Origin of the sequence: Stenotrophomonas sp. SXG-1, assembly GCF_014083965.1 — a bacterium.
Taxonomy (GTDB): domain Bacteria; phylum Pseudomonadota; class Gammaproteobacteria; order Xanthomonadales; family Xanthomonadaceae; genus Stenotrophomonas; species Stenotrophomonas geniculata.
This window is the reverse complement of record NZ_CP046588.1, coordinates 3979570-3991726: the sequence shown is the minus strand read 5'-3', so window position 1 is coordinate 3991726 and position 12157 is coordinate 3979570. Positions and strand designations below refer to the sequence as shown.

The 12157-nt window shown below is 65.6% G+C and carries 14 protein-coding genes and 1 tRNA gene; 8 read left to right on the top strand and 7 right to left on the bottom strand.

Features of this window, described 5'->3' with window-relative positions; genetic code table 11:
* Positions 1-40: 40 nt before the first annotated feature.
* The 4 genes from GOC52_RS18185 to GOC52_RS18170 form a co-directional block, all read right to left on the bottom strand.
* Positions 41-1579: a PH domain-containing protein gene (locus tag GOC52_RS18185; RefSeq protein WP_191850079.1), complete on the bottom strand. Its 1539-nt coding sequence runs from the start codon at positions 1577-1579 to the stop codon at positions 41-43.
* Positions 1576-2076, bottom strand: coding sequence for a PH domain-containing protein (locus tag GOC52_RS18180; RefSeq protein ID WP_043397520.1), 501 nt, complete (start codon positions 2074-2076; stop codon positions 1576-1578). The genes GOC52_RS18185 and GOC52_RS18180 overlap by 4 nt, the downstream gene beginning before the upstream one ends.
* Before the next feature lie 75 nt (positions 2077-2151).
* On the bottom strand, positions 2152-3288 hold the full coding sequence (gene ribA / locus GOC52_RS18175; protein WP_019338917.1) for a GTP cyclohydrolase II RibA: 1137 nt from the start codon (positions 3286-3288) through the stop codon (positions 2152-2154).
* 85 nt (positions 3289-3373) lie between these two features.
* A complete protein-coding gene (locus GOC52_RS18170) occupies positions 3374-4294 on the bottom strand; it encodes a lauroyl acyltransferase (RefSeq protein ID WP_043397526.1) in 921 nt (306 codons plus the stop codon).
* Positions 4295-4356: 62 nt separating this feature from the next.
* On the opposite strand from GOC52_RS18170, the gene dtd reads away from it, so the two are divergent.
* The 4 genes from dtd (at position 4357) to GOC52_RS18150 (ending at position 7644) form a co-directional block, all read left to right on the top strand.
* The gene (gene dtd / locus GOC52_RS18165) at positions 4357-4797 is read left to right on the top strand and encodes a D-aminoacyl-tRNA deacylase (protein WP_049480200.1); all 441 of its coding nucleotides are present in this window, start codon (positions 4357-4359) and stop codon (positions 4795-4797) included.
* Positions 4798-4887: 90 nt separating this feature from the next.
* Entirely contained in the window at positions 4888-6741 is a 1854-nt protein-coding gene (rpoD, locus tag GOC52_RS18160) for an RNA polymerase sigma factor RpoD (RefSeq protein ID WP_049480199.1), read from the top strand.
* 476 nt (positions 6742-7217) lie between these two features.
* Positions 7218-7349: a hypothetical protein gene (locus GOC52_RS20850; RefSeq protein WP_019338915.1), complete on the top strand. Its 132-nt coding sequence runs from the start codon at positions 7218-7220 to the stop codon at positions 7347-7349.
* Between the two features lie 219 nt (positions 7350-7568).
* Positions 7569-7644, top strand: a tRNA-Ile gene (locus GOC52_RS18150).
* Between the two features lie 178 nt (positions 7645-7822).
* Here GOC52_RS18150 and GOC52_RS18145 read toward each other — a convergent pair.
* Both GOC52_RS18145 and GOC52_RS18140 read right to left on the bottom strand, forming a co-directional pair.
* A complete protein-coding gene (locus tag GOC52_RS18145) occupies positions 7823-8206 on the bottom strand; it encodes a hypothetical protein (RefSeq protein WP_049452913.1) in 384 nt (127 codons plus the stop codon).
* A 79-nt stretch (positions 8207-8285) separates the two neighbouring features.
* A complete protein-coding gene (locus GOC52_RS18140) occupies positions 8286-8765 on the bottom strand; it encodes a YcxB family protein (RefSeq protein ID WP_049452911.1) in 480 nt (159 codons plus the stop codon).
* Between the two features lie 244 nt (positions 8766-9009).
* Here GOC52_RS18140 and GOC52_RS18135 point away from each other — a divergent pair, with 244 nt between their 5' ends.
* The 4 genes from GOC52_RS18135 to GOC52_RS18120 all read left to right on the top strand — a co-directional run bounded on the left by GOC52_RS18135 (position 9010) and on the right by GOC52_RS18120 (position 11687).
* Positions 9010-9429 carry an H-NS histone family protein gene (locus GOC52_RS18135; protein WP_043397532.1) on the top strand — a complete coding sequence of 140 codons (420 nt, stop codon included), beginning with the start codon at positions 9010-9012 and terminating at the stop codon, positions 9427-9429.
* A gap of 101 nt (positions 9430-9530) precedes the next feature.
* Entirely contained in the window at positions 9531-10517 is a 987-nt protein-coding gene (locus tag GOC52_RS18130) for a glycoside hydrolase family 43 protein (RefSeq protein ID WP_171954607.1), read from the top strand.
* 58 nt (positions 10518-10575) lie between these two features.
* Positions 10576-11001, top strand: coding sequence for a hypothetical protein (locus tag GOC52_RS18125; RefSeq protein WP_010481243.1), 426 nt, complete (start codon positions 10576-10578; stop codon positions 10999-11001).
* Positions 11001-11687: a hypothetical protein gene (locus GOC52_RS18120; RefSeq protein WP_019336339.1), complete on the top strand. Its 687-nt coding sequence runs from the start codon at positions 11001-11003 to the stop codon at positions 11685-11687. Before GOC52_RS18125 ends, GOC52_RS18120 begins: the two co-directional genes overlap by 1 nt.
* Positions 11688-11711: 24 nt before the next feature.
* Here GOC52_RS18120 and GOC52_RS18115 read toward each other — a convergent pair whose 3' ends face one another.
* Positions 11712-12104: a DoxX family protein gene (locus GOC52_RS18115; RefSeq protein WP_049436918.1), complete on the bottom strand. Its 393-nt coding sequence runs from the start codon at positions 12102-12104 to the stop codon at positions 11712-11714.
* Between the last annotated feature and the right edge of the window lie 53 nt (positions 12105-12157).

Below are 12157 nucleotides of genomic sequence, written 5' to 3'. Positions count from 1 at the left end.
ACGCCATGCGTGGATGCGCGGCCGGGATCCGGCCCCGCCGTCACCAGCGCAGCTTGCGCCGCGCGAGTGCTGCGGCCAGCTGCTCCATCACTTGTTGCGCCTGTGCCTGCGGCAGATGGTGCAGGGTCAGCGCCACATCGCCATGCGCGCCGGCGGTATCCAGCTGCAGGCTGCTGGTGCCCAGCAGCCTGTCCAGCGGCGAGCGCTGCAGGCGCAGGCCCTGCACCTTGTCCAGCTCGGCCCAGCGCCACCAGCGCTTCCACCAGCCGCCGCGCACCGCCACATAGTGCTCGTCCAGGTACCAGCCCATGCGCGCCATCTGCCGGTGCGCGACCAGCAGCGCCACCGGCAGCCACGCAAGCACCAGCAGGCCCCATGGGCCCCAGCGCCAGTACGCGGCCGCAGCCAGCAGCGGCACCAGCAGCAGCGCGCCCAGGCACAGCCGCCACCAGCCGCGCTGCGGAATGGACTGCCACTGCGCGGGTGGCCACTGCAACTGTGGCAGCAGGTGCTGCACCAGCTGCTCGCAACGCGTACTTGACGCCAGCGGTGCCAGTTCGCGCAGGGCGCGGTCCTCATCGCGCGCAGGGCCACCGGCGGCGCTGTCGATGCGCAGCTGGCGCAGTCCGAACCAGCGCTGCAACGTACCTTCGCGCAGCGTCCAGGCCTGGATGCGCCGGCGCGCCACGCTGCTGCGGGTGCGGCTGAGCAGGCCAGCCGAAACGGTCAGGCGGCGATCCTGCTCGCTGAGGGTGAAGCCGTGGTAGCGCAGCAGGGTCAGCACCACCGACAACACGCGCAGCGCCAGCCAGCCCAGCAACAGAGCCGCAGCCAGCAGCAGGAACGCGCCGGCCACGCCGGGGTGCAGGTGGCTGGCGTAGCCGAAGGCCTCGCGGCCACCGCGCTGGAGGGCATCGTCCATCACCGGCCGCGGGACGGTCTGGAACAGGACACCGAACGCGGCGATCGCCAGCGCCCAGCCACGGTTGGAGAGCAGCCCCATGCGCACCACGTCCCAGCTCGACAGGCGCAGCAGTACCTGTTCGGTGTCGGCCTCGGTGATCGAGGCGGCGGCGACAACGTCGGCGGCCTGCGGCGCCTGCCCGCGCTGGCGCACCAGTCGTTCCAGCGCCAGCGCCTGGTCCAGCTGCAGCACCCGCATTTCGGCTTCTGGACGCACGCCGCCGGCCGATTCCAGGCGCAGCTCGGCCACACCGAACAGGCGGTGCAGCGGGTTCTGCCGGACTTCCACGTTGTGGATGCGCGCAAACGGAATCTCGCGCCGGTTGCGCGCCAGCAGACCGCTGCGCACGGTAATCGCATCACTGCCGATACGGTAGCGGTAGCTGAGGTACTGCAGCACCGACACCAGTACCAGTGCGGCAATTGCCGTCAGCGGAATCAGCTGCGCCCACATCGGGTCGCGGTCACCCCGCTGGCCGAACACCAGCAGCGCGACCAGCGGCAGGAAGTAATGGCGCAGCTGCATCAACAGTACGAACAACCATGACCACGGATGCAGGCGGTGGTCCTCGCCACCGGTGGGCAGCGCTGCAGGCAGAGGTGGTGGCAGGCTCACAGGGCGTCGGCGTCCTGGTCGAGCTGATGGGACAGGGTGTCGCGCAGGCGCTCGGCATCCGCCTCGTCCAGGCCGCTGACGGTCACCGCGCTCATGCGGGTGCCGGCGGTGTGCACGATCAGCGTGGCCAGACCGGCGCGGCGTTCCAGTGGCCCGCGGCGCAGGTCCAGGTGCTGCACGCGCGACAGGGGAATGCGCGTTTCCAGCTGCCACATCAGGTCTCGTCGCAGGCCCAGGCCCTGTGCGTCCAGCCGCCAACGGGTGCGGACCAGGCGGCGGTGGCCGAGCCACGCACCACATGCAGCCCCCACCAGCAGCCCGAGGGCTGCGACCCATACGCCACCGGGCAGATCGAAGAACCACCATGCAGCGGCCAGCGGCAGGCCTGGCACAAACAGGCCACCGAAGGCACCTTCCAGTGCGGCCAGCCGCGAGGCGCGGCGCGGCAGCGACTGCCAGGCATCGGTGGGCGGAGCAGTAAGGGGAACGTCGGTCACGCGGGCTCCGTCAGGTGGCAGGGCGGGCGGTGGCGGCCGTGGCCGCACCGCGCAGACGGTAGCAGGTCGGCTGCGTTACTGGGCAGCCTGGATCAGCGCGTCCACATCCAGCAGGTGGCCGGCACGATCGGCCTTGGTGCGCAGGTAGTGTTCGTTCTCGGCGGTGATTTCGCCGGTGACCGGAATGCAGTCCAGCACTTCGATGCCGGCATTGCGCAGGCGCTGCGCCTTGGTCGGGTTGTTGCTGAGCAGGGCCACGCGCGAAATGCCCAGGCCACGCAGCATGGCCACCGCGCTGCCGTAGCGGCGCTCGTCGGCACCGAAGCCCAGCTGTGCGTCGGCGTCGATGGTGTCCAGGCCGTCGTGCTGGTAGCCGTAGGCGCGCATCTTGGCTGCGATGCCGGTGCCACGGCCTTCCTGGTCCAGGTACAGCAGCACGCCGCCCCCCAGTTCCTTCAGCTTGCGCAGGCCGCGCCGCAGCTGGTCGCCGCAGTCGCACTTGAGCGAGCCGAACAGGTCACCGGTCAGGCACGAGGAGTGCACGCGCACCGGTACCACCGCCGACAGGTCCGGTTCGCCGACGATGATCGCGACCTGGTCACGCTGGGCGACGCCGCCGCGGAACACCGCGAACGTGGTCATGCCGACGTCGCGCAACGGCACCGGTGAACGCGCCACCAGTTCGTAGTCGTGGGCCGCATGTGCTGCGCCTTCGGCGAGGTCGCACAGCGCCACCTCGGAAGCGCCATCGAAGGTGCGGTCTTCGGCGTCCAGGCGCACCGCCACCATGGCCGGCAGCAACAGGCCAAGGCGGGCCAGTTCCACGGCGCCTGCATCGAAGGCGTCACCGGCACTCCAGCCGTCCGGCATCGGGCCCGGTTCGCGCAGATAGCCCAGCGAGGGCAGGGCGTCGAAGGCAACACCGGCCAGCGGCAGGCGCGCACCTTGCGGGGCCTCCACGCCAAGCACGCGGGCGCGGGTGGCGGTCAGGAACAGGTAATGCCGCTCGTGGGCGGCATTGGCGAAGGCAGCGAAGCTGCTGGCCGTGGCGCTGTCCAGCGCGATCACCGCCAGGCGCTGGCCCTGGCCATCGTGGAGCAGCACCGGGCGACCGGCACGCAGTTCGGAAACCGCGCGCTCGCAGCGGATCGCGGCCGGATCGCCGAACAGGGAAGAAGCAGCAGGCATGGCAGGACCGGGGGAGGCGGACATCGCAGTCTCTATGGGGGCGCCGGCGTCGTATTCAACGTGGTGCGGCCGCCGGTCGCAGGGGCCGGTGGCCTGAGTGGAGCGGCCGTCAGTGCGGGTGTTCCTCGGTCGCGTAGGGGTCTTCCTCGCCACTGCCCGATGGTCGCAGCGTATAGCGCTTGTAGGTCCACTGGTACTGCGCAGGGTCGCGGCGGGCGATGCGCTCGATGCCTGCATTGAGCGCGGTAGCGGCCACCTGCGGGTCCGGGTCGGCCACGGCGGGGTCGGTCGGTTCGATGTGCAGGGCGAACTCCATGTCCGGCCCGATGCGCTCGCACCAGCCATACAGCACGGTGGCGCCGGTACGCTCGGCCAGCCGGTTGACCAGGGTCATGGTCAGCGCCTGCACGCCGAAGAACGGCACGAACACCCCATCGCCGGCCTTGGGCTGCTGGTCGGGCAGGATGCCGGTGGCACCGCCGTCCTTGAGCACCTTGAACAGCTGGCGCACGGCCGGGCCTTCGGCACGCACCTGCTGTACGTTCTGGCCGCCCCGCACCAGCTGCAGGAAGGCATCGCTGGCCTCGTCCTCCGGTGGCTTGTAGACGATGGCGATCTGCCCGCGCGAGGCCAGCCACTGGTTCAGCAGCTCCCAGTTGCCGAAGTGCGGCGCCGCCACGATCACGCCCTTGCCGCTGGCCAGCGCCGCGTCGTACAGGGCCTCGCCGTGGCGCTGCTTCAGGTGCAGGCGCAGGTTGTCGGCCGGCGCTTGGCTCCACAGTCGCAGGGTTTCGATGGCCTGCAGGGCGGTGGAGCGCAGCAGCTTCCGGTGCAGGCGGTCGCGCGCGGCGCCCTCCAGGTCCGGGTAGGCCAACTCCAGGTTGCGCCGGGTGACGCGGCTCTCACGGGCGTTGAGACTGATCCAGGTCCAGGACAGGGCACGGGCGACTCCCCGCAGCAGCGGCCAGGGCAGGCGGGCGAACAGGGTGGTGGCGCGGTAGACCAGCCGGGCTTTGCGTTGCGGATTCATCGGCGCCAGTTTAGCCAAGGGCGCTGCTATCGTGGCCGGCCGTGTTCATTGGAAGCCCCCGCATGCTCGTCCTGATCCAGCGCGTCAGCCAGGCCGCCGTCCACGTCGAGGGCGAAGCGGTGGGGCAGATCGGCCCCGGCCTGCTGGCGCTGGTCGGCATGGAGCCGGGCGACAGCGAGGCCCAGCTGCAGCGAATGGCCGAGCGCCTGCTGGGCTACCGGGTATTCGCCGACGAGGCCGGGAAGATGAACCGTTCGCTGCGCGATACCGCCGGCGGCCTGCTGCTGGTCAGCCAGTTCACCTTGGCCGCCGACACCCGGTCGGGCATGCGGCCCAGCTTCACCAGCGCCGCGCCGCCGGACGAGGCTGAACGCGGGTTCAATCGATTTGTCGAGATCTGTCGTGAAAATCACGCGCCAGGGGTGGAAACGGGCCAATTTGGTGCCCATATGGTCGTCAGCCTGGTCAATGACGGTCCCGTGACCTTCCTTCTCAGGCCCTAAGCCGCCGGGACCACCGCCCGGCAGGCCGGGCCCCGGGCTGGTATAATGCTACGTTCCCTATTTCTCCCTAGCCGGTGGCGCGAGCACTACATGGCCAACGAACGTCCTGCCCAATCCGAAATCAAGCAACTGATCAGCAAGGGCCTGGAACAGGGCTACCTGACCTACGCCGAAGTCAATGACCATCTGCCGGACGACATGGTCGACCCGGAACAGATCGAAGACATCATCGGCATGATCAACGGCATGGGCATCGATGTCCATGAAGTTGCGCCGGATGTGGAAACCCTGCTTCTCAACGACGGCAACACCGGTAACCGCGAAGTCGATGACACCGCGGCCGAAGAAGCCGCCGCCGCACTGAGCGCGCTCGACACCGAAGGTGGCCGTACCACCGACCCGGTGCGCATGTACATGCGCGAAATGGGCACCGTCGAGCTGCTGACCCGCGAAGGCGAAATCGCCATCGCCAAGCGCATCGAGGAAGGCCTTTCGCAGGTCCAGGCGGCCCTGGGCCAGTTCCCGGTCTCGGTCGAGTCGCTGCTGACCGACTACGAAGCCCACAAGGAAGGCAAGAAGCGCCTGGCCGAAGTGATCGTCGGCTTCAACGATCTGACCGATGAAGAGCCGGCACCGCCGGCGGCCGCTGCCGATGACAGCAGCGATGCCGACGCCGAAGGCGACGAGGACGAGGACGACGATGTCGACGGTGGCGATGAAGAAGCCGCACCGACCGGTCCGGATCCGGAGGAAGTCGCCGCGCGCATGCAGGCGCTGAGCGATGCCTTCAACGCTTTCAAGAAGGCCGCGACCAAGGGCGACAAGAAGAACCTGCCGCGCCTGCGCGAAGAAATGTCGGCGGTGTTCGTCACCCTGAAGCTGCCGCTGCCGCTGACCGATGTGCTGACCAAGCAGCTGCGCGACACCATGGCGTCGATCAAGGCCCATGAGCGCCGCGTGCTGAACCTGGCCACCGTCACTGCACGCATGCCGCGCAAGGACTTCATCCGTTCCTGGGAAGGCAACCAGACCAACCTGGAGTGGGTGGAAGACGCACTGAAGCGCAAGCAGAAGTGGTCGTCGGCCCTGCGCGAAGTGAAGGACCAGATCATCGCCGAACAGCAGGCGACGATCGACATCGAGAAGCTGACCCAGCTGGACCTGGAAGAGCTGAAGGAAATCAGCCGTGCCATGGCCTACGGTGAAGCCAAGGCGCGCAAGGCCAAGAAGGAAATGGTCGAGGCCAACCTGCGCCTGGTGATCTCGATCGCCAAGAAGTACACCAACCGCGGCCTGCAGTTCCTGGACCTGATCCAGGAAGGCAACATCGGCCTGATGAAGGCCGTGGACAAGTTCGAGTACCGCCGCGGTTACAAGTTCTCGACCTACGCCACCTGGTGGATCCGCCAGGCGATCACCCGCTCGATTGCCGACCAGGCGCGCACCATCCGTATTCCGGTGCACATGATCGAGACGATCAACAAGTTGAACCGCATTTCCCGCCAGATGCTCCAGCAGTACGGCCGCGAGGCTACGCCGGAGGAGCTGGCCAAGGAAATGGACATGCCGGAAGACAAGATCCGCAAGGTGATGAAGATCGCCAAGGAGCCGATCTCGATGGAAACCCCGATCGGCGACGACGAGGATTCCCATCTGGGCGACTTCATCGAGGACACCAACGTGGAGTCCCCGATCGAGAACACCACCAACATCAACTTGTCTGAAACCGTGCGCGACGTGCTGGCCGGCCTCACCCCGAGGGAAGCCAAGGTGCTGCGCATGCGCTTCGGCATCGACATGAACACCGACCACACCCTTGAGGAAGTCGGCAAGCAGTTCGACGTGACCCGCGAGCGGATCCGCCAGATCGAAGCGAAGGCCCTGCGCAAGCTGCGTCACCCGAGCCGCTCGGAGCAGCTGCGCAGCTTCCTGGATATCGATTGATTTCCAGGTAGTGCCGAGCCCATGCTCGGCAAGTGGTTCTGTCAAGAAGAACCCCCGCTTCGGCGGGGTTTTTCTTTGGTGGCGGTGGGGCGTGGCCGGCGGATTCGTAACGGGATTCGTATTGATTACGTAACACTATTCCGGCGACCGAGCCTCCAAGGTCGCGTGGAATTCATCTCCAAACAATGACTTGCGGAATGCCGTCGGCGATTGGGACGCGGTGAGTGCCGGAATTACGTAACACTATTCGTCCCATAATTCACCACCCGGTAGAACCGGGCAATGCCCCGGGGAACTGCCGCCTGTCGCATATGCCATTTGAATTCACTCAATGGCGGCCGCAGTCTGGCCGGGCAGATGCTCAACATATCACTTAGGCGGGCCGGACATCACCGGCACCGATGCAGACGCGCAGCAGGTCGTAGGCGCCATGTACGCACTGCTGCTCTGGTTAGTCCTGTATCTGGAGCTACGCCATGAACGATGTAGAGAACGACGCGCCCGATTCCCCGCGAGACGATTTCACGCCGCTGCTGGACCGGGATGAGGTACTGCAGGATGAGCGCGAGGATCGACTTGGGTTCGCCCGGCGCACGATGCGCTGCTGACGCATTCTGGCTCGGAACTGGTTGATGGGTTTGGTGGCAGTAAGCAGTCGGGGCTGGAAGGGGCGCGAAGAACCGTCGCGCTCTTTCAGGCGCATCTACGCCAGATGCAGCACTTCGCGGAGATTGCGGAGGTGCGGCTGGAGCAGGTGGCCAATGCGTTGGCAGTGATGCCTGAGTAGCCGGGCGGGGGGGCGGTCCACTACACTGTGGCGCTGCGCAGGGCCTATAGCTCAACGGTTAGAGCAGGGGACTCATAATCCCTTGGTTTCAGGTTCGAATCCTGATGGGCCCACCACACTGATCTCCGGCGGAGTCCAAGAGCGTCTAGCAAGGGTTATTGATGCTGGATTTGGAGCAGTTATTGCGTCTATTGATGTTCAGTGGCATCCACGAAGAAAGTGAGTGAGCGCTGGTCATGGCGAGATGGCTTTCCATCAGGACTCATGAAATCGGGGATGTTCGCCGGGCTCGATCTACTTCGTGCGGGCACCGCATTGCGTGGCGGCCTCGATGTAGCGTGCCTGCCGGCGCTTCAGGAACTTGCTGTAGAACTTGATCTCGCTTCCTCCTCCAGCCTGAGGGGTGATCTCAACAAACTCTGCCGGGACGCCGCCGTTGGAAGTGGACACGGAGTAGCCATCGGAACGGGGCTCAATGACGTACTGCCAGTGCGATCCCCCAATGCTCACCTCTCCCCACGCATCGCGTACGCAAGTGGCCGCAGCCAAGGGATTCTGATCGGACGAGAATGTCGCGACGTGTCCAGTGCGTCGCATGTCGCCGACGGAGGTACAGGCGGCCAGTAGCAATGTGATTCCTGTCGCTGCCATCCTGAGGTGATGAGTCTTCCCTTGCATGCGCTGTCTCCGTTATACGCAACGAACTGTGACGTGTTCATTGGAGAGCTGCAATGTTTCAAACGTTCGGTAGATACGCTCAGCCCGCCGCGCGCGAGGCCAATCTCCGGAATTCATCCATCTGCGCCTGGCCGTTGAACCATGCTTTCGGGAGAACCTCGAACATGACGTCCGAGTGGTAGAGGAGCAGCACTTCCTCGTTCTCCCGCACCTTGGCGTAATCCGACCACCGCCGTTTGGCCTGCACATGCTCGGACGCAACGCTGAGCCACTCTTCGTCCCAGCTACAGGTGTAGTGGGCGTGCAGACTCGCCTGTTGACGGTGGATCTTGGCCACCTGACGGGGCAGGGTCAGCCTGGACTGGGCGAACGCACTGATCGCGCCACCGACGCCGCCGCAGACCAGGATAAGGCCAGAGATGTGATGGTCCGTGGCAAGAGCGACAACGCCGATCACCGCACATGCCAGCAGGACCCCTACCAGCACCTTTACCGCCTTCCGCCGGTGCAGGCGAAGTGCGTGGAGATGATGCTCTTGAGTAAGCGTTCCGGAGATCATCCTTCTTTCCTTGTGGTATCGCCATGAATCGAGACGTTCCTGAATCCGGCTAATCCTTGACGCATCATCATTTAGGGGGGGATCGGATTCATGACATTCTGTCATTCCGTGGGATGGCCGAGAATGAAACTAATCAAATTATCCCGATCTCATGCCGGCAGGCTGCAGAGGGTGGCCGTCGGCAAGTTGCTGCACCTATAAACCAAACTTGACACCCAGCCCGCCGCAGTAGACCTTTCCCCGCATGACTATCGATATCGAATCGCTCAGCCTTCGGGAGCTGGGCGCACTGGTGGCTGCGGCCGAACAGCGCAAAGCGCTCATCACCACCCGCCGCCCGGCCGCGGCCGTGCGCCGCCTGCTGAAGGCCGCTGCCGCCGAAGCTGGTTACACCATCGAAGAGCTCTTCGGCGATGAAGCCGCAGAAACCGCCGCACCTGCGCGCAAGTCCGCCCGCCGTAAAACCGGCAAGGTCGCGGCCAAATACCGCGATCCGGAATACAAGCGCCTGACCTGGACCGGCCGTGGCCGCATGCCGCGCTGGCTGGCCGCCAAGGTATCGATGGGCCACAAGGTCACCGATTTCCTGATTCCTGGCCTGGCCAGGCCGACAGCGGGCAAGACCAGCAGCATCGGCAAGCGCACCGTCATCAAGAAAGCCTGAGGCCTTCGTCCCATTCCCGCCCATGGGGTGAGGCTGCCTTCGCAATCCGCATCTGAATCGATCTAATATGCTCCCATCCATCCAGCACGGGAGCGCACGGCATGGCGTTGAGCAAGTGGATGATGGCCGCCTGCACGGCAGCGGCACTGGCAACGGGCGCGCACGCCGCGCCGCCGGCCACCTCGGGTAATCCGATCCTGCAGGGGTGGTATGCCGACCCGGAAGCGGCGGTATTTGCAGGCCGCTACTGGATATTTCCAACCACCTCGGCGGACTACGATGCGCAGATTACGTTCGATGCCTTCTCGTCGCCTGATCTGGTGCATTGGACAAAGCATGCCGACGTCCTGAACGCCAGGAACGTGCCCTGGGCGAAGCGCGCGATGTGGGCGCCGTCCGTCGTGGAAAACAACGGCAAGTACTACTTCTTCTTCGCCGCCAACGACATCAAGACCGATAGCGAGCTGGGTGGCATCGGCGTGGCGGTGGCCGACCGCCCGGAAGGGCCCTACAAAGACCTGCTGGGCAAGCCGCTGGTCGGCGCTTTCCATAATGGTGCGCAGCCCATCGACCAGTTCGTCTTCAAGGATGACGATGGCGCCTGGTACATGATCTACGGCGGTTGGAAGCGCGCCAACATCGTGCGCCTGAAGGATGATTTCACCGGCGTGCTGCCGCTGACCGATGGTTTGCTGTTCAAGGAGATCACCCCGGCGCCGGAATACGTGGAGGGCCCGCTGATGTTCAGGCGCGGAGGCCGCTACTACTTCATGTGGTCCGAAGGCGGTTGGGGTGGCCCGGATTACTCGGTGGCCTACGCCATCGCCGATACACCCACCGGGCCCTTCAAGCGCATCGGCAAGGTGCTGCAGCAGGACGAGGCCATCGCCACCAGTGCCGGCCACAACTCGGTGATCAAGGTGCCAAATAGCGACCGCTGGTACATCGTCTACCATCGCCGGCCGCTGGGTGACACCACGCGCGACCATCGGCAGACCGCCATAGAACGCCTGGAATTCGATGCGCAGGGGAACATCCTGCCGGTGAAGATCACCCGCGAGGGTGTGGCCGCCGATCCGCTGCGCTGAACCGTACGAGGGCCAACCGCGCTACCCTGCGCGGGTCCTTACCGCAGAGAGCCACAGCATGGCACATAACGGCAGCACGGCGATCGCGCCGAGGGTCCTGTACGTCGCGGGGGCGGCAGCGGTGCTGATCAGCCTGTTGGCCTGGTCGGTGGAATGGAGTGGGCTGGCCTATGTCTGCCCTTACTGCCGCGTGCAGCGCACCGTCATCGGCGTGCTGGGTCTACTGATGATGTCTGCACGGCCGGGTGGCATCGTCGTGCCGTGGCTTTCGAACGCGATGGGTGGTTTCGCGTTCGTGGTCGCGGCGATGCAGCACTTCAACGGCTGGAAGCGAATCTCCGCCGGCGAATTCAGCTTCAATGCCCAGTGGTACATCGACCCATGGCTGCTGTCCGGCTGCGCGATGCTGATCCTGGTGGCACAGCTGATGCTGGTGCAGGCCGCCTGCCGGCGCCCGGTGCACGCCGCTCTGGAGGCCGCATGATGCGCCCTGCCTGCGCGCTGGTCCTGCTGATTGCATTCCACAGCATTCCGGCGCGTGCGGCCGAAGATGCCGGAGCGCCCAAGCGGCCTTCGGTGGAAACCCTGCAGCGCCTGATCGTGGACAAGGCTCCGCAGACGCGGATCGGGACGCCCGACAACGAGCGCATCACCGCGCGTCGCATCGATATCGTCGATGACCAGGGCGTGATCCGCATGACGCTGTCCGGGAAGACGCCGGCGCCGATCATCGATGGCATCCAGTACAAGCGCGCCTTCAACGTGGCCGGCATGGTGCTGTACGACGACAAGGGCAGCGAGCGCGGTGGTTTCGGCACCGCTGATGTCGACGGCGGCATGGCGGTGCTGGCGCTGGATCATCCGGCGATGGATGCGATCGGATGGCGGGTGTCTCCCGATGGCCAAGTGAGCTTCTCGATCAACCAGGCACCGAAGCTGATACGCGAACCCGCGCTCGGGAATGCGTTGATTCCCGGTGTGCAGGCGCCGACCCGCATCGGCCTGGTGGTCGGCGCCGATGGAACGCCGGCCATTGCACTGAATGACAAGGCGGATCGGCCGCGACTGCGGTTGACCGTCACGCCGGAGGGCTACGGGGCAATCGAGTTCCTCGATGCGCAGGGCAAGGTGGTCCACACGCTGGCGCCGGAGGCGGAGCTCCGTCGCTAGCGTGGCGAGCCTGCTGGCCCGTACCTATGCGCGGCGTCCCCGGCCGTCGATGCTGTAGCGCCCGGCTCCAGTGCAGGCCAGCAACAGGAAGCCACCGGCCAGGCCCAGATTCTTCAGGAACATGATCTGCTGGGTCTGGTCGCCGAAGTTGTGGTGGAAGATGAAGGCGGTGACCAGGCTGAAGCCCACCAGGACGATCGATACCAGCCGGGTCTGGAAGCCGAGCAGGATGCACAGGCCGCTGCCGATCTCGAAGGCGATGGTCGGCCACAGCAGGATGCCGGGCACTCCCATTGCTTCCATGTAGCCCTGGGTACCACTGAGGTCGCCAAGCTTGCCCAGGCCGGAGACCAGGAACAGTGCCATCAGCAGGATGCGCGCAAGCAGGAAAGCGAGCGAGTGCGAGGAAGTGCTCACAGTGAAGTCCTTGAGGGTGTCCGACCCCCGCGATCGGAGCCCACAGGCAGTGA